Origin of the sequence: Bacillus jepli (assembly GCF_047238305.1) — a bacterium.
Classification (GTDB): Bacteria; Bacillota; Bacilli; order Bacillales; family Bacillaceae_L; genus Ferdinandcohnia.
Genome location: NZ_JBDFMO010000001.1, coordinates 572,317 through 597,308, shown reverse-complemented (window position 1 = coordinate 597,308; position 24,992 = coordinate 572,317). Strand labels below are relative to the sequence as shown.

Below are 24,992 nucleotides of genomic sequence, written 5' to 3'. Positions count from 1 at the left end.
CATACGTTTTGATTTTCATTGATTTTAGTAAGGAAAAAACCTATGATATCAAAAAGGAGAATTTTGGAAAGGGAGAGAAAAGAATGAACCCATTGCTTATAGAGTTTCCAGAAGAATTTACGACGGAAAGACTGATCATCCGTATGCCCAAACCGGGAGACGGTAAAGTTGTACATGACGCTATTATGGCTTCAATAAATGAGCTTAAACCGTGGATGCCATTTGCTCAAAAAGAGCAAACGGAACAAGATATAGAATTGAATATTAGATCTGCACATATATCCTTTTTGAAAAGAGAGGATTTAAGATTACTAGTCTTTTTAAAAGAAACCGGGGAATTCATTGCATCTTCTGGATTACATAGAATTGATTGGGCTGTCCCTAAGTTTGAAATAGGATACTGGATTGATAGTCGTTATAGTGGAAAAGGCTACATGACTGAAGCGGTTAAGGGAATTGCTGAGTTTGCTTTCAATGAGTTGAATGCAAATAGAGTTGAAATAAGGTGTGATGAAAAAAATAGGAAGAGTCGAGCGATTCCAGAACGGTTAGGGTTTACTTTGGAAGCTATCTTGAAAAATGAGGATGTATCTCCTGTAACAAATGAATTAAGAAATACATGCATCTATGCAAAAATAGTGTAAGAACCTTTACATGTGGTAGCACAAAAGGCATTGCTTACTAGCAATGCCTTTAATCACTCGATTCAAATCTTACATATAATCTTCAACCAACTCATAGCATCTTACTTCTGTAAGATCAGCCAGTACAGCCACATATTCTAAATGTTCCTGCGTACCACCTTTGTATTTTAGTGATGCTTCTAATGCAGAATCATCTCTATATTTTAGCCAATTCCGTTGCTCATTTCTCAATTGATCCATCTCTTCTGATGAAAGTTGCCCTTTTAGGACTCCATATACTTCATTCAACAATTCATCCCAAGCTTCCCATCGATCGTTTTCCACTTTTTTTAGAGCGAAGGTGGATGTATCGGTTGCTTCCATTTCATCGGTTTCTTTTTTAGTATCATTTAATTTTTTTAGATACTCTTCCTTGAAACTGGCTGTCGTATTTGAAGCTGGTTTTTCTTCTTTTTCGGTTACAATGTTTGATGTATCTTCTTTTTCGTTTGTATCAATATTACTAGTATCAGTGGAATTTGTTTGAGTGTTGTCTGTGTTTGAAGCAGTTTCCGTTGAATCTGTTTTAGCAGTATCATCTTTTTTAGTTTGAGATGTCTGCTCATTTTGGGATGGTTTGTCTAACTTGGTACCTGATTCTTGAGATGAGTCTTGACAAGCCGCCAACAAAATCACAAATACAACTGTCAGTATTGTGAATAAATTTCTTCTATAAAATTTCATGGTAATGGCTCTCCTCCTGTTACGAAAATATCCAATCCATACATATTTTAACATAACATCTTAGTATTCCTTTGCTAAATTGTCATTTTTTGTTTGAATATGGCAGGTATGGAGGAAATGAGTTGTTCAGATTTAAAAAATGACATTTATTTGAAACCTTCTAAGAGTGCTATTCGTAAACTAAGTATATGATTTTTTTCCGAGGGGGTAATGATGATGGAAGACGGTTTTATGTTTTATGTAATCGGTGGCATTCTTCTTCTTTACGTGTTAGTGATGATTCCGATTCAGTACCGAAACATAGCGGCGACGAAGGAAGAATTCAAAAGAACGAAAAAAAGCCATAACGAAACATACGATGATATGTCCTTTGAAGAACAGCAATTACAATTCAATCTTCAAGGAAATCTTATAAATCTACCATCAACCTTAATCGCAACCTTAATCTATAAACTAAAACATCGAAATAAATAACGTGATCGGCAGACCTTCAGTGTTGAGGGTCTTTTTTTATGCGAAAAAATTTTTTTCTAAAAACTGTAGGGTATAGTAGGTGTTAGTTCGTCTAAATGGGTAGACAGAGAGAAAGGGGGAGAGTGCAATTCAAGATGAGGTTCTGATTGAGAAGGCAAAAGCAGGTGATGAGCATGCCTTTCGCTTACTCATTGAAAAATATAAGAATCTAGTATTCAAGGCCATTTATCCTGTTCTTCGTCATGAAAAGGATGCAGAGGATGCGGCACAGGAAGTATTCTTAAAAATCTATTATGCACTCCCCCAATACAGTGCACAGGGCTTTAAAGGATGGATCACCCGTATTGCAGTAAACCATGCTATTGATGTGAAACGGAAGAAGCAGAGGCAAAATGAATTGATTTTAGAGCCAGATGATCTTCCAGCACTCTCTTCATCGGAGGAAAGTGTCGTTATCCCACTTTTACGGAAAGAACAACGTGAATTGGTCAAAAACCGGTTACACGATATGCCTGCGAATTATCGCGAGGTGATCGAAGCCTATTACATAGCGGAAAAAAGCTATAAACAAATCGCGATTGAACAGCAGCTTGAGGTAAAAACAGTTGAAATGAAGCTGTATCGAGCCCGAAATTGGATGAAAAAACATTGGAAGGAGGATGATTTTAAATGAGGCATTTCAGCAATGAAGAGTGGTTGTCGTATATAAAGGATGAGATGGAAGAACCGAAGCGGGAAGAACTCGAAAATCACCTATTCTCTTGCGACCAATGTTTAGAAATCTATATGGAATTAGTGGAATCCCAAGCAGAGGAGTTACCTGCCCTGGATAATGATCGCTTTACAGATGAGGTAACCGCAAAGCTTCCACTACAAAAAGAAAAGCTAAGGAAGTCGTTTTTACAAAGTCCGATTTTTCACTATGGAGTTGCCGCAGTTGTGACATTGACTCTGATGTCAACCGGGGTATTCCAGAGTATGACAGGAATTATCGGTACAGTTGAAGCATCTAGTTTTTCAGAGCAAAAACAATCTGTTTCAAATCATTTGATGGAAAAAGCATTATCGCTGTTTGACATAATCGAAACAAGTCATGAGGAGGGAGAAAAATGAGTTATAATCCAGTACTAGCCTTTTTTCTATCATTTATTCCAGGTGTTGGCCATTTTTACGTGAATCGAAAAGTAAGAGGGTTTCTCTATGGAGTGGGAACCGTTGGCTCCGTTTTAATAGGAATCTTTGGCACATTTATGGTAGGGTATGAGGACCCATTTTTTGTTGGGCTGATCTTTGCATTTTTCGTTGGAGTAATCAATGTGCTCGATATGATCATCTTCCTATTGCGAAATAACAAGCATAATCAACATCAGCAAGTGATTCAATCAGAAGAAGGGCAAGTCGTTTCAGTTCGAACTGATGACTCAGATCGTTTTTATACGATTATCCTTTCATTTATCCCAGGATTGGGGCATTTTCAGCTAGGCTTGATTAATCGTGGTTTAACTTTTCTAATTGGTTTTTTTGGGTTAGGAACGATGGTTGTATTTATTTCAGTGTTTACAAATCAAGGGGCATTCATGGTGTTTCTTGGTGTTCTCCCAATTATTTGGGTATATAACATGTTTGATGCAGTTCAGCTTGTAAGTAAAAAACAGCGTGGAGAAGAATTGGTCGATAAGACAATTTTAGAGGATTTTGAGGAAACAAGACGGGAGCAAGGACGTAAAAGCAAAACGCTCGCAACGGTTCTTGCGATATTCCCAGGAGCTGGGCATTTGTATCTTGGCTTACAAAAACGGGGGATACAGCTGATGGCGGCCTTTTTATTCGCTATATACATTTTAGATGTGCTTCGCCTATCCTTGTTCTTGTTTTTAATCCCAATCATTTGGTTTTATAGCTTCTTCGATGCCCTTCAGAAGGTGTCAAAGCATGGCGAAGAGGAGCTTGAGGATGTTCCCGTGGTCTCCTACATTGTCAACCACCAAAAATGGGTTGGATTCGGTTTAATTGCGCTAGGACTCTATTATTTACTAGTAAATGTTCTCCTACCTACTGTTGGTCCAATGGTTGCGAGAATGTTTCATTTTGATATTCAACACTTCTACTACTCATATTTTCAGGGCACGATCATCTGCATCCTCTTAATCGGTGGTGGCTTGAAGCTTATGGTAGGCAGTAAAAAACGGAAGGAGAATGCGTAATGAGAAAATGGCGTGTTGGTTCTGTGTCAATGGGATTGTCTTTGATTTTACTTGGTGTTCTCCTTTTTGTATCACAAATAAAGGGAATGCCAATGATGGAGCCACTGCTAGTATGGTGGCCGATCATTCTAATCGTCTTAGGAATTGAGATTGTCGTCTATCTCTTTTTATCAAAACAGGAAAATCCAATCGTAAAATATGACTTTTTAAGTATTGTATTTGTAGGGATTATTGGAACGATTGGGATCGGCTTTACTCTGTTGTCATCTGTAGGATTGGTTGATAAGGTTGAAGGTGCGATTGGGGCAGAGCATCGTTCAATGGATTTGCCAGTTGTAGAGGAAAAGATATCAGGTGACATCAAACGAGTGGTCCTTGAAACGAATGGGGTAACAAGTAAAATTGAAGGCTCCGCTAAAAATGAATTACATGTGTTTGGAGTTTACCAAGCAACGGTTCACCCAAAAGCTGAGCCGATCATTTCGGAAACGAGTGATTATGTATTTACGAAGGCTGTTGGTGACACAATGTACGTGACATTGAAAGAACCAGCTGAACAAGCGAGCCCTTTTTCCACGTATACAACTGTAGAGCCAACGGTTATTGTGCCAAGTTCAATTCATTTAGAGGTTCGTGGCCAACAAAATCATGTTTCACTTTATCCTGGTTCCCTTGAAAATAACTGGGTGGTAGACGGAGCATCGAATGTATCAGTTCATGTAGATGAAAAGAGTAATATTCTGCTGTCTGCTATTTCAAATAATGAACTAGAAAATGGAAATATGACGTGGGATAAGATTGACACAACTGAACGAGGCGGGATTGATGAGGTTTACGAGGAAAGTACCCAAGAAAAATTGTACAAGGGCACAAAAAAACTAGGGGAAGGAACTTACAAGCTATCCATTTTTAATAGCGACCTAGTGACTGTTAATCTTGTTGAAAAAATGTAGGAATGATGAAAAGTGCGTTTTGGTTTTGGCCAAGCGCATTTTTAAATAAAAGAATTTGGGCAAGCTGGGTAACCTATTTTTGAATATAGATGAAATAAGAAATAACTGTGAAAAAATGGATTTTTTTGCTAGTGTCAAAATTGATAAAATTGATTGGATAGGCTATGATATAACATAGATGTTTGATTATCTTATTTAGGATGATGAAAATGAAGAGGGCTCGAATTATATATAACCCAACCTCAGGAAGAGAGTTGTTCAAACGACATTTGCCTGAGGTGTTAGAGAAATTAGAAAGAGCAGGGTATGAAACTTCATGCCATGCCACAACTGGAGCAGGAGATGCAACCAATGCTGCACGAATTGCAGTTGAAAGGAAGTATGACCTTGTGATCGCTGCTGGTGGAGATGGAACGATCAATGAGGTTGTGAACGGCTTAGCAGAACAGGATTACCGCCCAACCTTAGGTATTATTCCAGTTGGTACAACAAATGACTTTGCTCGAGCGATTGGAGTGCCTCGAAATATTGATGGTGCTTGTGATGTAATTATAGAAGGAAACTCTGTTCCGATTGATATAGGTCGGATAAATGATAAATATTTTATCAATATTGCCGGCGGAGGAAGGTTAACTGAGTTAACCTATGAGGTGCCAAGTAAGCTTAAAACGATGCTAGGACAGCTTGCGTATTATTTGAAAGGGATGGAGATGCTTCCATCCATTCGTCCAACCGAGGTTAGTGTTGAGTATGATGGTAAGTTGTATGAGGGCGAAATTATGTTATTCCTCGTTTCCTTAACCAATTCTGTCGGAGGCTTTGAAAAGCTTGCTCCAGATTCATCACTCAATGATGGTCTGTTTGATTTATTAATTTTAAAAAAGGCAAACTTAGCCGATTTCATAAAGGTAGCAACGCTTGCCATTCGTGGAGAGCATATCAATGACCCGCATGTGATATACACAAAGGCAAATCGCGTTAAGGTCAATCCAACTGAAAAGATGCAAATTAATCTTGATGGAGAATATGGTGGCTTACTACCTGGCGAATTTGTGAATTTGTATCAGCATATAAATGTATTGGTTTCGAAGGAAAAAGCAGAGAAAATGGAAAAAGAATAAGTAGAGAAAAATCTGGCCTCAGGTCAGATTTTTTTTGCTCAGTCTCTAAGCGTAATTGGAATCGTGCCACGTATATATAACAACCACATTGGCACAACTGCCCCCCAGTATGTTACAATCAGTTCAGCATTTTGAACGTAAAGGAAGAAAACATAATGACAAAACTGAAACCGCCAGTTGAAAAAAATACATTTTATGATGTCACATTTGAGGATCTCACTCATGATGGAGCGGGAGTGGCGAAAATCGAGGGCTTTCCGATTTTTGTTCCGAATGGCCTACCAGACGAGAAAGCGAAAATCAAAGTCATCAAGGTGCAGAAAAACTACGGGTATGGTCGGCTAATTGAGCTTTATGAAAAAAGTAAATTTCGAATAGAGGCTCCTTGTCCGATATATAAAGAATGCGGAGGCTGTCAGCTTCAGCATGTAAGCTATGAGGGTCAGTTGGTAGCAAAACACAAACAGGTCCAGCAAGTGTTATCTCGAATTGGAAAGCTCCTGAATATCAAGGTTCATCCAGTTCTTGGAATGGAAAATCCTTGGCGTTATCGGAATAAGGCGCAGGTTCCAGTAGCAGACAGGGAAGGTGGGCTTGTAGCAGGGTTTTACCAGCAGCGTAGCCATGAAATAATTGACATGGAATCGTGCCTCATCCAACAAGAAAAGAACGATCTGGTCGTGCAAACAGTAAAAACTATTTGTGAGAAGTATGGGATTCGGGCCTATGATGAAAAAAACAACAAGGGTACACTTCGCCATATTATGGCTCGTTATGGTCTTGTCTCAGGTGAAATAATGGTCGTTCTTATCACGAGAACGAAGGAGCTCCCCCAGAAAAATAACATCATCTCGGATATTACTACCAAGGTACCTGGAGTTAAATCAATCGTGCAAAATATAAACCCCAAACAGACGAATGTGATATTTGGAAATGAAACAAATGTCCTTTGGGGCGAAGAATATATATACGATACTATTGGTGATATCAAATTTGCTATCTCGGCTCGGTCTTTTTATCAGGTTAATCCTGAGCAAACAAAGGTGCTTTATGATAAAGCATTGGATTATGCGGAGTTAACGGGTGAAGAAACTGTTATTGATGCCTATTGTGGGATAGGGACAATTTCGTTGTTTCTAGCTCAAAAAGCTAAAAAGGTGTACGGTGTCGAAATTGTTCCAGAAGCGATTGAGGATGCGAAGCGAAACGCAGCACTTAATAATATTCACAATGCAGAGTTTGCGGTAGGAGAAGCTGAGGTTGTCATCCCGAACTGGTATAAGGATGGGGTTAAAGCGGATGTAATCGTTGTTGATCCTCCACGTAAGGGCTGTGATGTTGCATTATTACAAACCATTTTAAACATGAAACCACAGAAAGTCGTGTATGTTTCCTGCAACCCAGCAACACTTGCAAGGGATCTACGGATACTAGAAGACGGTGGATATGAAACGACCGAAGTACAACCAGTCGATATGTTCCCACACACTGTTCACTGCGAAGCAGTCGCAAAGTTGGTATTAAAACCTAATTAGGTGAGGAGATCCTGTTAAATATTGGAGGGGTTAGAATGGCGAACTTAAAATTAAAATCTAAAATTCTTGAAATTGTAGATAATCAAATCAAAATAAACGACCCGAAGATTACAAAAGAAACAATGGAAAGGTTAACGGAGTTGGGCTTCTCAGAAATAGAGTCTAAAGAAATGATAGGCAGAGTGCTTGTCGAGGAAATGTACGATATCCTAAAAAATAAAGTGCCTTTTAATGAAAAACGATATTCCGATAAATTAAATATGCTTCCGTAGTTCCTTGGTTAAAATTGCAAAAAACAATCTGTACTAATCGGCTATTTTTGCGAAAACCCATTTTCAAACAATCGTTTGTTTAATGGGTTTTTTCTGTTATATCAACGTTTCTCAAATTCAATCAAACGTTTGTTTGAATTAAAATGGCCATGACGAGCAGCACAAATTGCTTGCTGTACTAGTCTACTTTATAAGTTGTAAGTAAATAAGATATGAAGAGAAAAGGCCTGTATCGTAGGGGATGCAGGCCTTTTCTCTATGTATGGGTCAACATCCCTCATAATTTTCACATTTTACATAGAATTAAGTGCCTGAGTACGGGAATTATAGTAGCAAAAGGAGGTTACATAACATGGATACAGCTTATAAAGGTACAAATAAAATGATTATTGGGATTGTGTTTGGGGTTATTACATTCTGGCTATTTGCCCAAGCAATGGTGAATGTAGTCCCTGCTGTACAAAAAGATTTGGGAATATCACTAGGAACACTGAACATTGCCATCAGTTTGTCAGCTTTATTCTCAGGTATGTTTATCGTTGCTGCAGGTGGTCTTGCTGACAAAATAGGGCGTAAGAAGATTGCGAATATCGGGTTTATTTTAAGTATTATCGGTTCACTGTGTTTAGTTATAACACAAGGATCTGCGTTGCTCATTCTTGGTCGTGTGATTATAGGTCTATCAGCGGCATGTATTATGCCATCTACTATCGCATTAATGAAGGCTTATTTTGAAGGGGCAGAACGTCAGCGTGCATTAAGTTATTGGTCAATCGGCTCCTGGGGAGGTTCGGGAGTTGCTTCTTTTGCTGGTGGAGCAATTGCCACGTCATTAGGTTGGAGATGGATTTTCGTTTTTTCGATTATCTTTGCAGTCGTTGGTATGTTTTTGTTAAAAGATACACCAGAAAGTAAACAACCATCTTCGGGTAAATTTAAATTTGATTATACTGGCTTAGCTATTTTTATTGTGACAATGATTGCCTTGAACATATTTATTACGTACGGTTCAGATTTAGGATGGACAAGTCCTATTTCTCTTGGCCTTGTTGCAGTAACCATTATAGGTTTACTTATTTTCATTAAAATAGAGAAAAGCAAAGACATCGTCCTTATTGACTTTGCCGTGTTTAAAAATGCACCGTATACAGGTGCCACCGTTTCGAATTTTTTACTGAATGCAATTGCAGGTACCTTAGTTGTTGCAAATACGTATGTACAAGTAGGACGAGGTTTCAGTTCATTCCAAACTGGAATGCTGTCATTAGGTTATTTAGTTACTGTGCTCGCGATGATTCGTGTTGGTGAGAAAATTTTACAAAAAGTAGGAGCGAAAAAGCCGATGATTTGGGGGGCGGTAATTACGACGGTTGGCGTAGGGTTAATGGGCTTAACATTTTTACCAGGCTTTTCTTATACAATAGCTGTTTTTATTGGATTTGCTTTATTTGGACTCGGTCTTGGTATTTACGCGACTCCATCAACAGATACATCTGTATCGAATGCTCCGGCTGATAAGGTTGGCGAAGCAGCTGGTGTTTATAAAATGGCAAGTTCGCTAGGTAGTGCATTTGGTGTGGCGATTTCTACAGCAGCTTACGCGGCGATTGCAGCATCTGGCAACCTTGAGTGGGCAGCTACAGTAGGTATCATTGTCAATGTGATTTTTGGTATCCTATCAATTATCTCGATAATGGTCATGGTTCCAAAAGATGCAGGTAAAACAGCCAAAGAAGGAAAATCAAATCTTAATTCTAAAAAATCAACAACTCGAGAGCCTGTTCCAGAATAACTGAGTAAAAGGAGTATAGGACAATGAAAGAAAAATTAATGGAAATGTTAGAATCTCGCAAGGATGAAATGATTGAAATTCGTAGACACCTACATGAAAATCCAGAGTTATCCTTTAAAGAGGAAAAAACCGCTCAATATATTCTTGATTTTTATAAGGGGAAGGACGTAGAAATTCAATCAAATGTTGGAAATGGTTATGGAATTGTTGTAACAATAAAGGGGGGGAAGTCAGGGAAAAACATAGGTTTACGTGCGGATTTTGATGCACTTCCAATTGTTGAGGAAGCGGACGTTCCTTTTAAATCAAAAAATGAAGGCGTCATGCATGCATGTGGTCACGATGGTCATACAGCATACTTACTAGTGCTTGCGGATTGCTTAATCCAATTAAAAGATGAAATACCAGGAACAATTAAAATTATTCATCAACACGCGGAAGAAGTTCCGCCAGGTGGGGCAAAAAGTATTGTAGAATCAGGTATTCTTGATGATTTAGATAATGTATTCGGAATTCACTTGCTTCCACTAGGTCCTGCAGGGGTAGTAGGGTATCACGCAGGATATTCTTTCAACGGTAGGGCTTACATGAAATTAAAAGTCCAAGGTAGAGGTGGACATGGTTCATCACCACATCTGGCGAATGATGCAATTGTGGCAGGCGCTTATTTTGTAACAGCGGTCCAAACGATTATTAGTCGTCGTTTAAGTCCATTTGAAAATGGTGTCATTACGATTGGCTCATTTGATGGAAAAGGAACCTTTAATGTCATTAAGGATAGCGTCGAGCTTGAAGGTGATATACGTTATATGACAGATGAAACAAGGGAAAAAATTGACCATGAAATTAAACGTCTGGCAAAGGGTCTTGAAGAAGAATTTGGGGTAACATGTGAGCTTACCTATGAAAATGATTACCCACCTCTATACAATGATCCTGAAGTAACTGAAAAAGTCGCGGAATATCTAAAAAATGCAAATGATAAAGACATTAAAGAAGTAAAGGAATTCCCAGCGATGGCACCTTCTGAAGACTTTGCATATTATGCAAAAAAATTCCCATCTTGCTTCTTCTATATTGCATGTACACCAAAGGGTGAAAAGGATCCGTATTTCAATCATCATCCTAAGTTTGATATTGATGAAGATGCGCTCCTTGTTGCAGCAAAAGCAGTGGGACATGTTGTTTGTGGATATTACGAGCTAAGCTAAAAATAATCTGTACTAATCGGCTATTTTCGAGAAAACCCATTTTTAAACAAACGTTTGTTTAATGGGTTTTCTTAAGATTTTCAACGGTTTGCAAATGCAATCAAACGTTTGTTTAAATAAAATAAGTGGTATGAAGCAGGACGGAATCCGTTCTGTACTAGTCATAAATTGACGATAAATTGTCAATTCCAAGCCAACTCATTCTCTTTTTGAAAAACTTGTTCTATAATGAGGTGGGGTGAAAGGCATGGCTCGTGAGCGAAAATTTACAACTGAGGAATTATTTCAGATAACTGAGGAATTGCTTCTAGCACATCATTATGAAGGGTTCCAGTTTAGTTTGGTGGCGGATCATTTACAGGTTTCTCGTGGGGCCATCTATAAGTATTTTGAAAACAAGGAAGAATTGATTACGGAATATATGCTTTTTAAAATGGAGCAATTTCTTCATGAGCTCAAAGAAATCAACACAATTGAGGGGTTCCATGCTCAGTTTGATTTTCTTCTGAATCTCATGTTTAAGAATCCGGAGCTTCATCAATTAATAGAAATTGGTAAACGTGTTCCGGTCGATACAAACGCAAAAGTGAAAGAAAATATAATGAGACTCGAGGGCTACCATCTTAAAATGTACCAATATGTCCAGGGGTTTGTTGAGGCGGGAAAATCCGAAAACTTACTCAACACAAATATACCGGAACCTTTGATATTAGGATACATTTTTCAATCAATCGCTATTCCAAATCATTTTGGTATTCCGCATGAGGTGTGGGTCGAATCGATTAAGCAAATAATTTGTCATGGAATCTACAAAGATTTTTAATTGACACAGCTGTCACTATAAAAGATAATTAACGTGACAACAGTGTCATTTTTTTTGTTATAAAGTGACGTTGGTGTCACTTTGAAAATATAGACTAAGGAGTTGAGTCGTTCTGAAACAGATGCTACAAGCCATTACAGATAAAGTTTCCACAAAAAGAGGAATGTGGATTACATTAGCTACCTGGTTTATTATTACGATGGCATTGGCTGTTTTTGCACCAAACGCAAAGGATTATGAGGTTACAAGGATCGATTCTTTGCCTGAAGATGCAAAATCCGTACTTGCCAAAAATAAGGTGGATGAGTATTTCAAGGATAGTGATGGTACGCCAGGAATATTAGTCTTTCAAGCGAAGGAAGGTCAAATGGAATTTGCAGACCTTGTTAATGTATTCAATCATATCGAGGAAGCAAATATTTCAGGGGTTGAGCAGGTAGTTCCGTTGGCTTCTTTACCACCACAGGCTGCTGTTGGATTTTTCTCGGAAGATCAAACAACTGCACTACTTCCAATCATATTCGATTCTTCGCTCGAAACAAAGGAAGTGCGGGATTCAAAGGATCAAATTATTAAAGTTGTTAAGGAAAATACAGATTTAACGTTGTATGTAACAGGGCCTGCAGGGATTGCAACTGACTCACTCGATTTGTTTTCAAGGGCAGACCTTGTGTTAATTCTTTCAACAGTTGGCCTAATTTTGATTTTATTAATTGTGATTTATCGTTCACCACTTCTTGCGTTAATACCGTTGTTAGCTGCAGTTTTTGTCTATGAAGTTGTGATGCAAACGCTCGGTATATTAGGGAAGGCTGGCCTACTATTAAGTAATCAAACGATTTCAATCATGTCCATTTTATTATTTGCAGCGGTGATTGATTATTCGCTCTTTATTTTTTCTCGATTCCGTGAAGAATTGAAGGGCCATGAAAATAAATATGATGCAATGCGTTCTGCAATGAAGGAAACAGGGATGCCGGTCTTTTTCTCTGGAGGAACGGTTTTAGCAGCAATGCTTGTTTTATTCTTTGCTGAATTCGGAGATTATCGTAATTTCGCGCCGACCTTTGCGACAACGATGGTCGTCATTATGCTTGCATCGATCACATTAGTGCCAGCTCTATTTACACTTTTCGGTCGTAAGTCTTTCTGGCCAAAGGTTCCGAAGGTTGGCGATGAAAAAGTTAAAGACAATTCTATCTGGAGTAAAATTGGTAGGATGGTGGTCAAAAAGCCAGGGCTATCTGTTGCAATTATTGGCATTTTCCTATTAATCTCTGCAGCCAATATGTTCAACCTCACTTATGAGTTTGATACGATGAAGTCCTTTCCAGAAGATATGCCATCTCGACAAGGGTATGAATTGATTGAGGAGAAGTTCGCAAAGGGTGATCTTGCACCATCAACAGTCTTGTATGAAGGAAAAGAAGCATTAACCAAGGAAGAACAAGATGCATTACGAAATGAGTTGCTAGAACAAGAACTTGTAAGTGATGTAAGGATTAATGGATTAGCTAAGGATAATAAAGTAGTAAACTTCAGCTTAACGTTTGAAGAAGGACCATATGATGTCAAAACAATTGATGCGATGGAACAGATGATCAATAACTCTGACACAGTCCTAGCAAATGCAAATGTAGCCGGAGAACTTTATTTTGCAGGCGAAACGGCGACAAAAGTAGACGACCGAAATGTGAACAACAGAGATGTCATTATAATTGTGTTGCTAGAGACAATCTTGATTTTTGGGATGTTAATTGTGTTAACGAAATCCTTTAAAATGCCAATCTATATGATGGGAACAATCTTAGTGTCATTTTTAGCAGCGTTAGGACTAGGGATGTTCTTAACAAACCTATTCTTTGATATTGATACGATTAGTAACAGGGTACCATTGTATTCGTTCGTGTTCCTTGTTGCACTTGGTATTGACTATAACATCATGCTTATTTCCAGATTCCAGGAGGAGCGGAGAACCCATTCTGTTAAAGAAGCTGTACAAATCGCCGTATCCAAAACAGGCGGAGTTATCTCGTCAGCTGGAATCATATTAGCGGCAACATTTGCTGTTCTGATGACACAGCCGGTTCAATTGCTATTTGTCTTCGGTTTTATAGTTGCAGTGGGGATATTATTAGATACCTTCTTAATTCGTGGAGTGCTATTACCAGGTTTAATTGTTTTATTAGAAAAAGACAAAGCGGTAAGTAAGGAGAATAATTGATATCCATAAAGAAGGCTATTATCGACCGTGATAATGGCCTTCTCTTTGTGTTCCGTCCCAATACATGCTTTATTAATTTAATTCATTGACATATATAAATTAATAGTCTAATATAATTTCAGAAAAACCTAGGTGTTTACTCGGTATTTCTCTATTTTCTATAAAAAACAACTGTAGTGGGGGGAACAACAAATGAAAAATAAAAAAGTTGGAATCATTTTTCTGCTTTTTGTATTAGCTTTTGCATTGATAGGATGCAGCAATGAAGGGTCCAAAGATAAAGAAGGGGCTTCTGGAGATAAGAAAACCTATAAAGATGAGATAAATATTGCAGTAACGGCGCAGCCTCCAACATTAGATTCTGCCATGACTGTATCACAGGTTGCTTTAGATATAGCTGGCAATGTATTTGAAACACTTTATACATTAAATAAAGATTATGAGCCAACACCAATGTTAGCAAAATCTGTTGATGTAAGTGAAGATGGTAAAACATATACTTTTACCTTAAGAGAAGGAATTAAATTTCATAACGGTAAAGAAATGACTTCAGAAGATGTGGTCGCTTCAATGAATAGATGGTTGGAAAAATCATCTCGTGCGAAATCCCTTTTGGCTAACGCAAAATTTGCAGCAGAGGGACCATACACAGTTACATTAAGTTTGGAAAATGCGACATCTGACGTGTTAATTGTGATGTCATCGCAATCTAATTTCCCTGCAATTATGCCAAAAGAAATCATTGAGTCAGCTCCTGCTGAAGGGATAACTGAATATATCGGAACAGGTCCGTTCAAATTTGAGGAGTGGAAGCAAGACCAGTACATCCATTTGGTCAAATATGAAGATTACCAATCTGTTGAAGAAGAGCCAAGCGGATTTGCTGGTAAAAAAGAAGCATTTGTAAATGATGTGTTTTATCATTTTGTAACAGATCATTCAACACGTATTGCAGGTATTCAAACAGGTGAGTACGATATCGCTGACAGCATACCAACAGAAAGCTATGAACAGCTTAACAGTTTAGATCACGTGGAAGTTCACACTTTTGTTGGTGGGACACTTACACTATTTTTTAATACGAACAATGGCGCTTTAGCTGACGTTAAAATGAGACAAGCAGTAAATACCGCATTAAATATGGATGAAATTATGATGGCAAGCTTCGTAAACGAAGATCTTTACACATTAGAACCAGGTTATATGAATCCTAATGCAGTTCAATGGAATACGGATGCTGGTAAGGATGTATATAACCAAGCAGACCTTGAAAAAGCAAAAACCTTATTAAAAGAAGCTGGTTACAAAGGCGAGGAAATTACGCTATTAACAACAGGTGACTATGCTGAAATGAGTACTGCAACAACTGTTGTTCAAGAACAGTTAAGACAACTAGGTATGAATGTTAAAATCGATAGCTTCGATTTTCCAACTTTCTTAGAAACTAAAAATGATTTCACAAAGTGGGATATCTTTATTACAAGTAATGGTTATCAGTTAACTCCTCCACAGTTGTTAGCTGTTAATCCTGACTGGGCAGGGCTAAATGATCCGAAGGTTACCGAATTAATTAAAGCGATTAGACAAGCCCCATCAGAAGAAGAATCTTCAGCAAAATGGGATGAATTACAAGGTTATCTATACGAAACCCTATCTTCAACTGCTATCGGACAGTACAAGAGTATTCTTGCCACAACTGATAAACTTGAAGGATTCGAAGTGTTCGAAGCACCAATCATCTGGAATACAAAAGTAATTGAATAGAACATTGATTTTAAAAGAGTACAAGGTCCTCCAATGCCTCATTGCATTGGAGGACTATGTGTTCTATTATATTTTTCATATTTTAAAAGGGGGAATCTCCTTTGATTAGTTATATTATCAAAAGAATAGTATCACTTATACCAGTGTTGTTTGTTGTATCAGTGGCCATTTTCCTCATTGTCCATCTCACTCCTGGTGATCCGGCTGCTGCCATCCTAGGAATCGAAGCATCAGAAGAACAAATTCAAAAATTGAATGAGGAAATGGGACTAGACCTACCAATCTATCAACAGTATGTGAACTGGGTTACTGGAGTTCTTCAGGGGGATTTTGGTGATTCTTATTTTATGAATGAGCCAGTGACAGAATCGATTCTGAATCATCTAGGTCCCACTGTATCACTAGCGATTTTAGCTGAAATTGTTTCTTTACTTCTTGCCATTCCAATTGGAATTATCGCAGCGTATCGCAGGGGCTCTGTTACCGATCAATCACTAATGATTATTTCCTTATTAGGGATGGCCGTTCCAAGCTTTTTACTTGGATTATTACTCATGTTAACGTTCGGTGTGTATTTACAATGGCTTCCAGTAGCTGGTTATGATCCGTTAAGTGAAGGTTTATGGAATCATATTAGATATTTGATTCTTCCAGCAATTGCCTTAGGAACGATACAAGCAGCACTTGTTGCTCGCATGACCCGTTCATCGATGCTTGAGGTATTAAATAAGAACTTTATTAAAACTGCTCGGGCCAAAGGAGTGAAAGAAAGGAAAGTAATATTCAAGCATGCACTACGAAATGCATTCCTGCCTATTCTTACTGTAATCGGCCAATCCTTTGGTACATTAGTGACAGGTGCAGTAGTTGTAGAAACGATTTTTAACTTACCGGGCTTAGGTCAGCTTATTATTAACTCAATTGAAAGAAGAGATTTTGCTGTTATACAAGGTGTCGTATTATTCGTTACGTTAATATATGTGTTTATTAATCTTATCGTTGATTTACTTTATGGTGTCATTGATCCAAGAGTTAGGCTCGATAAAAAATAGAGGGGAGGTTTGACCAGGTGGTAATAGATCGAGAAAACAAATTCCATGAGATGAAAGTAAACTTAAAAAAGCAACAGCGCCAATTAATGGTAAGAAGGTTTTTCTCAAATAAATTAATGGTCATTGGAAGTGCCATATTTGTTGTCTTAATTCTGGTTTCGCTAATAGGTCCTTCCCTTATGTCTTTTGATCCATATGAGATGAAAGTATCACAAAGGCTACAAGCACCTGGTGCGGAGCATTTACTAGGTACGGATGAGTATGGTCGTGACCTTCTAACCAGGATTATCTATGGTGCTAGAGTGTCAATTGGAGTAGGTTTGGCGGTAACAGTTATCTCATCAATTTTAGGTATGATTATTGGACTATATGCAAGTTATTATCGAGTGTTGGATCATATTTTAATGCGCATTTGTGATGGGTTAATGGCTATTCCAGGGATTCTTTTGGCGATTGCTTTAATGGCAGCATTAGGACCATCAGCAATGAATGTCATTATTGCTTTAAGTATCGTGTTTACCCCAAACATTGCTCGGATTGTTCGTTCTTCTGCTTTAGTAGTGCGTGAACAAACTTATATCGAAGCGATGAACGCGCAAGGTGCAAGTACATTCCGTATTATATGGAGACATATTGCTCCAAACACCATATCACCGCTTGTTGTGCAAGCAACATTCGTTTTTGCTGAAACCATTATCTCCGAAGCTGCACTTAGTTTTCTAGGGGCAGGGGTACCGGTACCCGACCCGAGTTGGGGAAATATTTTACAGGCTGGTAAACTAGTCATTTTTAAGGCTTGGTGGATGGTTGTGTTCCCGGGTATTGCGATTATTTTATCTGTATTAGGTTTAAATCTTCTTGGCGATGGGTTAAGAGATTTAATAGACCCACATTCATCAAAGAAAAAATAGGAACCTATTTGAATTAAACATAGATTATAAAAAGGAAGGTATATTCATGGAGAAGCAGCCTTTATTAAACGTGAAAAACCTAAGAACTCATTTTCATACAGAGCGGGGGCGTGTAACTGCTGTAGATGGAATCAGTTTTCAAGTGGATAAAGGTGAGATTCTTGGTGTCGTTGGGGAATCTGGATGCGGAAAAAGTGTCATGTCCCAGTCAATCATGAGATTATTTGATGAAAAGTATACTGCAGAATATGAAGGTGAAATCGAACTTAGTGGGCAGAATTTGCTAGACCTGCCAATCTCACAGATGCAAAAAATTCGCGGAAATGATATCTCCATGATTTTTCAAGATCCACTTAGTTCATTAAACCCCGTATATACAATTGGTGATCAAATTTCAGAATCAATTTTGTTGCACCAGAACGTGACGAGAAAAGTGGCGACCGAAAAGGCAATTGAAATGTTAAGGCTCACAGGGATACCAGCACCAGAAAAGCGGGTGAATGAATACCCACACCAGCTTTCAGGTGGTATGCAGCAACGAGTAATGATTGCGATGGCTTTATCTTGTCAGCCAAAATTATTAATTGCAGATGAACCGACGACTGCCTTAGATGTTACCATCCAATCTCAAATTTTAGATTTAATCTTGGAGTTAAACGAAAAACTTGGAATGGGTGTCATTTTTATTACGCATGATTTAGGGGTTGTCTCTGAAATATGTACCCGTGTAATGGTAATGTATCTTGGTCAGGTTGTAGAGGAAACGGATGTAGATAGCCTTTTCTCAAAACCGCTTCATCCATATACAAAAGGGTTAATGAAATCTATTCCTCAATTAGAAGGGGATCGGTCGCAAAAACTTCATGTAATTGAGGGTAGTGTACCTTCATTAGATAATATTCCAAAAGGATGTCGTTTTGCTGAGCGTTGTCCATTCGCAGATGAACTTTGTAGAGAAAGTACTCCGGAATTAAGAACATATGATGGAGATAAAAAAGTAAGATGCTGGCATTTTGAGAAAATTGCCCAACATGAGGAGGGATAATATGACTCTTCAATCTACTAGTGAAAATGAGCCGATTTTAGATGTTCAAGGTATTAAAAAGTACTTTCCTGTAACCGGGCCACTTGGACGTTTGGGTGGAATTAAGGGTAAGGTTAAAGCAGTAAACGATGTCTCGTTTAAAGTTTTTAAAGGTGAGACATATGGGCTAGTTGGAGAATCAGGAAGTGGAAAGAGCACAACAGGTAGAACGGCGATGAATTTAATAAAGCCAACTGCGGGAAAGGTCTTCTACAAAAATAAAAATATATTTGATTTATCTAAGAAAGAACTTCGCCCCGTGCGTAAAGAGCTTCAAATGGTTTTCCAGGATCCGTTTTCTTCACTGAATCCTCGCATACGCGTTGGTGATACATTGGAGGAACCTTTGGCGATTCATTCATTATTGGCAAATAAAAATGAACGTCGCGAACGGGTATTTGAAATTTTAGACAAAGTAGGAATGCAGGCTGAACACTATTACCGCTTTCCACACGAGTTTTCAGGTGGTCAACGTCAGCGACTTGGATTAGCGCGGGCTTTAATATCAAATCCGGAAATTATCATTTGTGATGAGCCTGTATCCGCATTAGATGTTTCCATACAATCACAGGTAATTAATCTATTACAACAACTACAGGATGAATTTCAACTTTCATACCTTTTCATTACCCATGATATTAGTGTGGTTCGCCATATCTCTGATCGAATCGGTGTTATGTATTTAGGTAAAATTGTGGAGGAGGCTCCGACAGAAAGTTTATTTGAAACTCCACTTCATCCTTATACACAGGCATTATTTTCTGCAGTACCAGGTAAGCATCGAGCGCGAAAAAGGGAAAGAATTGTATTGAAGGGGGAAATCCCTTCGCCTTTAAATCCTCCAACTGGTTGTATGTTCCATACTCGGTGTCCGTTTGCAAATGATATTTGTAGAACAGAAATCCCTCAAAAAAGAGAGATAGCTCCAAACCATTATGTTGCTTGTCATTTGTATGAGTAAATAACATAACTAGACTAGTAGCGATAGAATTTTATGAATGGAGGAAAATGATATGGCTTTTATTAAAAAAGAAAATGGCAGTTTTGGGATCTACAATGAGGAAGGACTTCAGGTAGAGGGGAGCTTTACCCCGAATTCGAATGGATTAAACCCTAAGGAGTTATTAGAAGCATCGATAGGAATGTGTTTGACAATCGTTATTCAAAGAATGTTTGAGAGGGACGGTGTTGAGGTTAACGATGGTGAATTCTCCGTAGAAGTTACAGGTATTAAAGCAGCAAACAGTCCTTCTCGCTTTGAAAAGTTTAATGTGTCGATTACACTTCCCGACCGGTTATCAGATGAATATAAACGTAAAATTATCGTTTCCGCAGAAAGAGCATGTACAATCAGCAACACTGTTACAAGAGGTGCTCAGGTTAAAATTAATTGATTTTTACCAATAGGAATGCGCTGTTAAAAAAGGCCTGCACCGGAGATGGTGCAGGCTTTCTGTCTTTTTCTAACTCTTCATTTTTGGATCTAGTGCGTCACGAAGACCATCACCCATAAGGTTAAAGCCTAATACGGTTAACATAATAGCAAGCCCTGGGAAAATAAGTGTCCAAGGCGCTTGTTGAATATAGCTTCTTGCATCACTAAGCATTCTTCCCCATTCAGGCTCTGGAGCTTGTGCACCTAAACCTAGAAATCCTAAAGCGGCTGCTTCAAGTATGGCTGTTGCAATTCCGAGCGAGCCCTGAACGATAATGGGGGTTATGCTATTTGGAAGGATATGTTTTAAAAGAATGCGAGAATCTTTCATCCCAATAGCCTTTGCCGCCATGATATATTCTTCTTCTTTGATACTAATAACCTTTGAACGGACAAGACGTCCAAAGTTAGGGACGTTTATAATGGCAATTGCAATTAGTGCGTTTTGAAGGGATGGTCCTAAAATTGCAACAATTGCAATGGCTAATAGGATGCTTGGGAATGCTAGCAAAATATCAAATGTTCTAGAAATCAGCATATCAACCCATTTTCCATAGTAGCCAGCAAGAATACCAAGTAAAGAACCGATAATCGCAGAGGCTAATACTGCGAAGAATCCAACCCATAACGAGATTCTTGCACCAAAAATAATTCTTGAGAAAATATCTCTCCCTAAGTCATCCGTCCCAAACCAATGATCTGCGGATGGGGGTTGCAGACTATCTGCTAGGATTGATTCTTTATAGCTTTGTGGAGCAAGAACATCTGCGAAAATTGCTATTAAAATAAAGAAAGCAACAATCCCTGTACCAACAAGTGCTAAGCGATTCTTTTTAAATCCCTTCCAAGCATCTTTCCAAGGAGAGACTACTGTATCGTCATTCCGTTGGACTGATACATTTGATTCTTGTTGAGGAGCCATTTCAGCCATGTGCAATTCCACCTCTTTTCCATTATTGATATTTAATGCGTGGATCAAATACTGCGTATAGTAAGTCAACAATTAGGTTAATAAATACGAAAATCGCTGCAATGAGTAATACGCCTGATTGAACAACAGGGTAATCTCTAAAAGAAATAGCTTCATAAATATATCTTCCGATACCAGGCCAACTGAAAATAGTTTCAGTAAGGATAGCTCCACCTAGAAGAAGTCCCATTTGGAGTCCAATTGTAGTTAAAACCGGAATAAATGCATTTTTTAAGGAGTGTTTATAAACAACCCAAAACATTTTTTGACCTTTTGCTCTTGCTGTTCGAATATAGTCTGAACGCATCACTTCTAGCATGCTCGATCTTGTCATTCTTGCAATAATCGCCATAGGGATTGTTGCTAATGCTATGCTTGGTAAGATTAAGTGTTTCAATGCAACAACAAATTGATTAAAATTCCCTTGGATTAACGTGTCTAGTAAAAATAAGTGCGTGATTGGTTCAATTGGATCACGAATATTCTCTCTTCCTAGTGAAGGTAACCAGTTTAGCTCAAGGGCGAAAATCCATTGTTCCATTAACCCGAGCCAAAAGATAGGAATGGAGACACCGATAAGAGCAAGAACCATCGCTGTATAATCAAACCATGAGTTTTGAAACCATGCACTAATGATTCCAGCATTAACACCAATCACAACGGCAATAATCATGGCAACGAGTGCAAGCTCAAAAGTCGCAGCTAAAAATGGCCAAATTTCTTCAGAAATAGGTGAGCGGGTGCGAAGTGATTCTCCTAAATCACCATGGAGTAAATCACCGATGTACGAAAAATATTGTGTATACCATGGCTCGTCCAGCCCGAGCTGCTGAGTTAATGCTTCTTTGGCAGCGGGTGATGCTTTTTCACCCAATATAGCATCTGCTGGGTCACCAGGGATAAGCCGTAGCATAAAGAACACGATAAGAGACATTCCGATTAAAACCGGAATTAACATGAGTAAACGGCGAACCGTATATGAAAGCATTATGTTCACCCCTTTTGATGGATAAGTTTGTGTTCAAAAAAGGAGGATGAAAAGGAGCCTGTCATCTTGATATGAAGTCACTCTATTCGATGTGTCATTTTCACCGGACCTTTGAACAACATCTATAAAGGGGAGTAACAAGACTCCCCTTCTTAACTATTATTCAAAATATACGTTTGTAAATTTGTCTACACCTGTAGGATGTGGAATAAATCCTTTTAGGCTGCTGCTAGCAGCTAAAGCTGCACGTGCGTGTGCGATTGGAATCCAAGGAGCATCAGTATGAATGATTTCCTGGGCTTGTTTATACATGTCATTTCTTTTTGCATCGTCTGTTTCAGTTTGTGCTGCAATAAGAAGATCATGTAACTCTTGGTTTGCATAACGTGAATAGTTATTTCCGTCAATGCTATCTTGGTCTAATAATACATATAAGAAGTTATCTGGATCACCATTGTCACCAATCCAACCTGCAAGGTAAGATTGTGCTTCGCCGTTTTGAACTTTTTCAAGGAAGGTTGTCCAATCGTATGTGACGATTTCAACTTCTACCCCAATTTTTGCAAAGTCAGCTTGAATGGCTTCAGCAATCTTTTGTGGTTCAGGCATATAATCTCTTGGGTTTGTGAATGTCCAAAGCTCCATTTTGAAACCATCTGGATATCCAGCTTCAGCAAGAAGTTCTTTTGCTTTGTCTAAATCATATGCATATCCTTCGATTTCGTCATTGTATCCTGGCATAAATGAAGGATAAGGGTTAACAGCTGGATCTGCGTTACCCGCATAGAATGTATCGATGATCGATTGTTTATCAACAGCATAGTTAAGTGCTTGACGTACTGTTGGATTATTAAATGGTTCCATTTCAGTGTTAAAACCAAAGTATCCAATGTTCATACCTGGACGTAATAATACTTGCAATGCAGAATCGCTTTCGATTTGTGAAACGTCACTTGGATTTACTCCATCCATTAGATCGATTTCACCTGTTTTTAAAGCAGTTAGACGAGCTGAGTTATCTGGAATGACTCTGAAAATAACTTTTTCAAGTTTTGGAGCTCCTGCCCAATAATCTTCATTTCTTTCAAGAGTTATAGTGTCATTACGTTTCCATTCTTTGAAAACGAATGGTCCAGTACCAACTGGATTCTCACCAAATTTATCGCCTTGTTCTTCAATAGCTGTTGGACTAGCAATTCCAAATGGACCCATTGCTAGGTTGTTTAAAAATGGTGCTTGTGGGCGTTTAAGTGTGAATTTTACAGTATAGTCATCCACTGCTTCAACAGATTTAATGACATGTCCTTCGTCATCTTTAAAGCCACCAAACATAGCAGCGTAGTATACGAATGCACCATCTGTGCCACCGCTCATCCAACGTTCAAAGTTGTAAACAACAGCATCTGCGTTGAAATCTGTACCATCATGGAATTTTACACCTTCTTTTAATGTGAAGGTATACTCTAAAGAATCATCAGAGATTGTCCATTCAGTTGCTAAAGCAGGCTTAACCTCTGTAGTTTCCTCTTCATAATCTAAAAGAGTATCAAAAATGTTTTCAGTAACTTTTAGTGATTCACCATCAGTTACAACACCTGGGTCAAGTGAAGTTGTATCAGCTCCACGACCATAAATTAATGTAGTTTGCGCTTCATCTTTAGCAGATGATGAAGAATCGCCACTATTTGAGTCTTTGTTGCCACAAGCCATTAAAACAGCTGAAAGAGCAACAAAAAGTACTAACGTTTGTAAGAAACGTTTTTTCATAATTTTCCCCTCCAAAAATGTTTATGTTGGGCAGCGATTTATGCTGCCTATTTATATTTGCTCTTCTCCATGAAGATGGCAAGCTGTAAAGTGACCTTGCTCTACCTCTTGGAGAGTAGGAACAACCTGTTTACAAATATCCATTGCCTTTGGGCAACGTGTATGGAACGGGCATCCAGTAGGTGGATTTGATGGACTAGGTACATCACCACTTAGAATAATTCGTTCCTGCTGATGCTCTGGATCCGGAATAGGGACAGAAGAGAGCAAGGCTTCCGTATATGGATGCTTAGGAGATTCGTATAATCGATCACTATCGGTTAACTCTACGATTCTTCCTAAATACATCACTCCAACACGATCGCTAATGTGGCGGACAACGCCTAAGTCATGGGCAATAAATAAATATGTTAAATCAAAGTCCTTCTGTAAATCTTCAAGTAGATTTAGAACCTGAGATTGAATGGAAACATCAAGAGCTGATACAGGTTCATCTGCAATAATAAGTTTTGGTTTAACGGCTAAGGCTCGGGCAATACCAATCCGTTGTCTTTGACCTCCGCTAAATTGATGTGGGTATCGTTTAGCGTGATAGGAGTTTAAGCCAACAATTTCTAGTAGTTCCTGGACTCTTTTTTTTCGTTCTTGCCTATTTCTAAGTCCATGAACGATTAAAGGCTCTTCAATTATTTTTTCAACAGTATGCCGTGGGTTTAGTGATGCAAAAGGATCCTGGAATACCATTTGGATATCTTTTCTCATCTTTCTCATTTCTGAATTAGAAAGAGTCATTAAATCCCTATCTTCAAAAATAATTTTTCCGCCAGTAGGCTCAAGTAGTCGCATAAGCATACGGCCAGTTGTTGATTTTCCACAACCACTTTCCCCAACTAATCCGAGTGTTTCTCCTTTATGTAGTGTGAAGGATACGCCATCAACTGCTTTAACTGCACCTGTTTGCTTTTGAAGGACTCCACTATTAATCGGAAAATGTTTTTGTAGGTCTTTTACTTCCAATAATGTTTCGGACATTCTTTTCTCCCTC

Annotated in this window: 24 protein-coding genes; 19 read left to right on the top strand and 5 right to left on the bottom strand. The window is 38.4% G+C overall.

All coding sequences use genetic code 11. The features are described from left to right. Positions 1-83 precede the first annotated feature (83 nt). Positions 84-644 (top strand): GNAT family N-acetyltransferase, encoded by a 561-nt coding sequence (locus ABC371_RS02945; protein WP_412895507.1) that lies wholly within the window; start codon positions 84-86, stop codon positions 642-644. Positions 645-713: 69 nt separating this feature from the next. Here ABC371_RS02945 and ABC371_RS02940 read toward each other — a convergent pair whose 3' ends face one another. Beyond that, positions 714-1,367, bottom strand: a complete 654-nt coding sequence (locus ABC371_RS02940) for a lysozyme inhibitor LprI family protein (RefSeq protein WP_412895506.1) — start codon at positions 1,365-1,367, stop codon at positions 714-716. 210 nt (positions 1,368-1,577) lie between these two features. Between ABC371_RS02940 and ABC371_RS02935 the strand changes: the two genes are divergently transcribed. The 18 genes from ABC371_RS02935 (at position 1,578) to ABC371_RS02850 (ending at position 20,181) form a co-directional block, all read left to right on the top strand. Beyond that, the gene (locus ABC371_RS02935; protein ID WP_412895505.1) at positions 1,578-1,841 is read left to right on the top strand and encodes a DUF3949 domain-containing protein; all 264 of its coding nucleotides are present in this window, start codon (positions 1,578-1,580) and stop codon (positions 1,839-1,841) included. A gap of 127 nt (positions 1,842-1,968) precedes the next feature. Then, on the top strand, positions 1,969-2,514 hold the full coding sequence (locus tag ABC371_RS02930; RefSeq protein ID WP_412899256.1) for a sigma-70 family RNA polymerase sigma factor: 546 nt from the start codon (positions 1,969-1,971) through the stop codon (positions 2,512-2,514). After that, the gene (locus ABC371_RS02925) at positions 2,511-2,954 is read left to right on the top strand and encodes an anti-sigma factor family protein (RefSeq protein ID WP_412895504.1); all 444 of its coding nucleotides are present in this window, start codon (positions 2,511-2,513) and stop codon (positions 2,952-2,954) included. Before ABC371_RS02930 ends, ABC371_RS02925 begins: the two co-directional genes overlap by 4 nt. Then, positions 2,951-4,045, top strand: a complete 1,095-nt coding sequence (locus ABC371_RS02920; RefSeq protein WP_412895503.1) for a hypothetical protein — start codon at positions 2,951-2,953, stop codon at positions 4,043-4,045. The genes ABC371_RS02925 and ABC371_RS02920 overlap by 4 nt, the downstream gene beginning before the upstream one ends. Further along, a complete protein-coding gene (locus ABC371_RS02915) occupies positions 4,045-4,998 on the top strand; it encodes a hypothetical protein (RefSeq protein ID WP_412895502.1) in 954 nt (317 codons plus the stop codon). The genes ABC371_RS02920 and ABC371_RS02915 overlap by 1 nt, the downstream gene beginning before the upstream one ends. 209 nt (positions 4,999-5,207) lie before the next feature. Then, positions 5,208-6,119, top strand: coding sequence for a diacylglycerol kinase (locus ABC371_RS02910; protein WP_412895501.1), 912 nt, complete (start codon positions 5,208-5,210; stop codon positions 6,117-6,119). Positions 6,120-6,274: 155 nt separating this feature from the next. After that, complete coding sequence (gene rlmD / locus ABC371_RS02905; protein WP_412895500.1) at positions 6,275-7,654, top strand: 23S rRNA (uracil(1939)-C(5))-methyltransferase RlmD; 1,380 nt, start codon at positions 6,275-6,277, stop codon at positions 7,652-7,654. Positions 7,655-7,689: 35 nt separating this feature from the next. Next, on the top strand, positions 7,690-7,926 hold the full coding sequence (locus ABC371_RS02900) for a hypothetical protein (RefSeq protein ID WP_412895499.1): 237 nt from the start codon (positions 7,690-7,692) through the stop codon (positions 7,924-7,926). A 352-nt stretch (positions 7,927-8,278) separates the two neighbouring features. Further along, on the top strand, positions 8,279-9,718 hold the full coding sequence (locus ABC371_RS02895) for an MFS transporter (RefSeq protein ID WP_412895498.1): 1,440 nt from the start codon (positions 8,279-8,281) through the stop codon (positions 9,716-9,718). A 23-nt stretch (positions 9,719-9,741) separates the two neighbouring features. Further along, entirely contained in the window at positions 9,742-10,929 is a 1,188-nt protein-coding gene (locus tag ABC371_RS02890) for an amidohydrolase (RefSeq protein ID WP_412895497.1), read from the top strand. 247 nt (positions 10,930-11,176) lie between these two features. Next, positions 11,177-11,752, top strand: a complete 576-nt coding sequence (locus ABC371_RS02885; protein ID WP_412895496.1) for a TetR/AcrR family transcriptional regulator — start codon at positions 11,177-11,179, stop codon at positions 11,750-11,752. A 112-nt stretch (positions 11,753-11,864) separates the two neighbouring features. Then, positions 11,865-13,976, top strand: coding sequence for an MMPL family transporter (locus ABC371_RS02880; RefSeq protein ID WP_412899255.1), 2,112 nt, complete (start codon positions 11,865-11,867; stop codon positions 13,974-13,976). Positions 13,977-14,168: 192 nt separating this feature from the next. Beyond that, positions 14,169-15,740: an ABC transporter substrate-binding protein gene (locus tag ABC371_RS02875; RefSeq protein WP_412895495.1), complete on the top strand. Its 1,572-nt coding sequence runs from the start codon at positions 14,169-14,171 to the stop codon at positions 15,738-15,740. A gap of 101 nt (positions 15,741-15,841) precedes the next feature. Next, a complete protein-coding gene (nikB, locus tag ABC371_RS02870) occupies positions 15,842-16,792 on the top strand; it encodes a nickel ABC transporter permease (protein ID WP_412895494.1) in 951 nt (316 codons plus the stop codon). A 50-nt stretch (positions 16,793-16,842) separates the two neighbouring features. After that, complete coding sequence (locus ABC371_RS02865) at positions 16,843-17,703, top strand: ABC transporter permease (protein ID WP_412899254.1); 861 nt, start codon at positions 16,843-16,845, stop codon at positions 17,701-17,703. Between the two features lie 46 nt (positions 17,704-17,749). Beyond that, positions 17,750-18,748 (top strand): ABC transporter ATP-binding protein, encoded by a 999-nt coding sequence (locus ABC371_RS02860; RefSeq protein ID WP_412895493.1) that lies wholly within the window; start codon positions 17,750-17,752, stop codon positions 18,746-18,748. Between the two features lies 1 nt (position 18,749). Continuing rightward, complete coding sequence (locus ABC371_RS02855) at positions 18,750-19,748, top strand: ABC transporter ATP-binding protein (RefSeq protein WP_412895492.1); 999 nt, start codon at positions 18,750-18,752, stop codon at positions 19,746-19,748. A 52-nt stretch (positions 19,749-19,800) separates the two neighbouring features. After that, complete coding sequence (locus tag ABC371_RS02850) at positions 19,801-20,181, top strand: OsmC family protein (RefSeq protein WP_412895491.1); 381 nt, start codon at positions 19,801-19,803, stop codon at positions 20,179-20,181. A gap of 69 nt (positions 20,182-20,250) precedes the next feature. Here ABC371_RS02850 and nikC read toward each other — a convergent pair whose 3' ends face one another. The 4 genes from nikC to ABC371_RS02830 all read right to left on the bottom strand — a co-directional run bounded on the left by nikC (position 20,251) and on the right by ABC371_RS02830 (position 24,979). After that, a complete protein-coding gene (nikC, locus tag ABC371_RS02845; protein WP_412895490.1) occupies positions 20,251-21,153 on the bottom strand; it encodes a nickel transporter permease in 903 nt (300 codons plus the stop codon). Positions 21,154-21,175: 22 nt separating this feature from the next. Then, positions 21,176-22,180 carry an ABC transporter permease gene (locus ABC371_RS02840; protein ID WP_412895489.1) on the bottom strand — a complete coding sequence of 335 codons (1,005 nt, stop codon included), beginning with the start codon at positions 22,178-22,180 and terminating at the stop codon, positions 21,176-21,178. Positions 22,181-22,339: 159 nt separating this feature from the next. Beyond that, complete coding sequence (locus ABC371_RS02835) at positions 22,340-23,947, bottom strand: ABC transporter substrate-binding protein (RefSeq protein ID WP_412895488.1); 1,608 nt, start codon at positions 23,945-23,947, stop codon at positions 22,340-22,342. A gap of 51 nt (positions 23,948-23,998) precedes the next feature. Then, positions 23,999-24,979, bottom strand: a complete 981-nt coding sequence (locus tag ABC371_RS02830) for an ABC transporter ATP-binding protein (RefSeq protein WP_412895487.1) — start codon at positions 24,977-24,979, stop codon at positions 23,999-24,001. Between the last annotated feature and the right edge of the window lie 13 nt (positions 24,980-24,992).

What these genes read in the sequence shown, in the direction of transcription:
- ABC371_RS02945 (WP_412895507.1), top strand. Translation starts at nt 84, where the DNA reads ATGAACCCATTGCTTATAGAGTTTCCAGAAGAATTTACGACGGAAAGA.
- ABC371_RS02940 (WP_412895506.1), bottom strand. Translation starts at nt 1,367, where the DNA reads ATGAAATTTTATAGAAGAAATTTATTCACAATACTGACAGTTGTATTT.
- ABC371_RS02935 (WP_412895505.1), top strand. Translation starts at nt 1,578, where the DNA reads ATGATGATGGAAGACGGTTTTATGTTTTATGTAATCGGTGGCATTCTT.
- ABC371_RS02925 (WP_412895504.1), top strand. Translation starts at nt 2,511, where the DNA reads ATGAGGCATTTCAGCAATGAAGAGTGGTTGTCGTATATAAAGGATGAG.
- ABC371_RS02920 (WP_412895503.1), top strand. Translation starts at nt 2,951, where the DNA reads ATGAGTTATAATCCAGTACTAGCCTTTTTTCTATCATTTATTCCAGGT.
- ABC371_RS02915 (WP_412895502.1), top strand. Translation starts at nt 4,045, where the DNA reads ATGAGAAAATGGCGTGTTGGTTCTGTGTCAATGGGATTGTCTTTGATT.
- ABC371_RS02910 (WP_412895501.1), top strand. Translation starts at nt 5,208, where the DNA reads ATGAAGAGGGCTCGAATTATATATAACCCAACCTCAGGAAGAGAGTTG.
- rlmD (WP_412895500.1), top strand. Translation starts at nt 6,275, where the DNA reads ATGACAAAACTGAAACCGCCAGTTGAAAAAAATACATTTTATGATGTC.
- ABC371_RS02900 (WP_412895499.1), top strand. Translation starts at nt 7,690, where the DNA reads ATGGCGAACTTAAAATTAAAATCTAAAATTCTTGAAATTGTAGATAAT.
- ABC371_RS02895 (WP_412895498.1), top strand. Translation starts at nt 8,279, where the DNA reads ATGGATACAGCTTATAAAGGTACAAATAAAATGATTATTGGGATTGTG.
- ABC371_RS02890 (WP_412895497.1), top strand. Translation starts at nt 9,742, where the DNA reads ATGAAAGAAAAATTAATGGAAATGTTAGAATCTCGCAAGGATGAAATG.
- ABC371_RS02885 (WP_412895496.1), top strand. Translation starts at nt 11,177, where the DNA reads ATGGCTCGTGAGCGAAAATTTACAACTGAGGAATTATTTCAGATAACT.
- ABC371_RS02875 (WP_412895495.1), top strand. Translation starts at nt 14,169, where the DNA reads ATGAAAAATAAAAAAGTTGGAATCATTTTTCTGCTTTTTGTATTAGCT.
- ABC371_RS02865 (WP_412899254.1), top strand. Translation starts at nt 16,843, where the DNA reads ATGAAAGTAAACTTAAAAAAGCAACAGCGCCAATTAATGGTAAGAAGG.
- ABC371_RS02860 (WP_412895493.1), top strand. Translation starts at nt 17,750, where the DNA reads ATGGAGAAGCAGCCTTTATTAAACGTGAAAAACCTAAGAACTCATTTT.
- ABC371_RS02855 (WP_412895492.1), top strand. Translation starts at nt 18,750, where the DNA reads ATGACTCTTCAATCTACTAGTGAAAATGAGCCGATTTTAGATGTTCAA.
- ABC371_RS02850 (WP_412895491.1), top strand. Translation starts at nt 19,801, where the DNA reads ATGGCTTTTATTAAAAAAGAAAATGGCAGTTTTGGGATCTACAATGAG.
- nikC (WP_412895490.1), bottom strand. Translation starts at nt 21,153, where the DNA reads ATGGCTGAAATGGCTCCTCAACAAGAATCAAATGTATCAGTCCAACGG.
- ABC371_RS02840 (WP_412895489.1), bottom strand. Translation starts at nt 22,180, where the DNA reads ATGCTTTCATATACGGTTCGCCGTTTACTCATGTTAATTCCGGTTTTA.
- ABC371_RS02835 (WP_412895488.1), bottom strand. Translation starts at nt 23,947, where the DNA reads ATGAAAAAACGTTTCTTACAAACGTTAGTACTTTTTGTTGCTCTTTCA.
- ABC371_RS02830 (WP_412895487.1), bottom strand. Translation starts at nt 24,979, where the DNA reads ATGTCCGAAACATTATTGGAAGTAAAAGACCTACAAAAACATTTTCCG.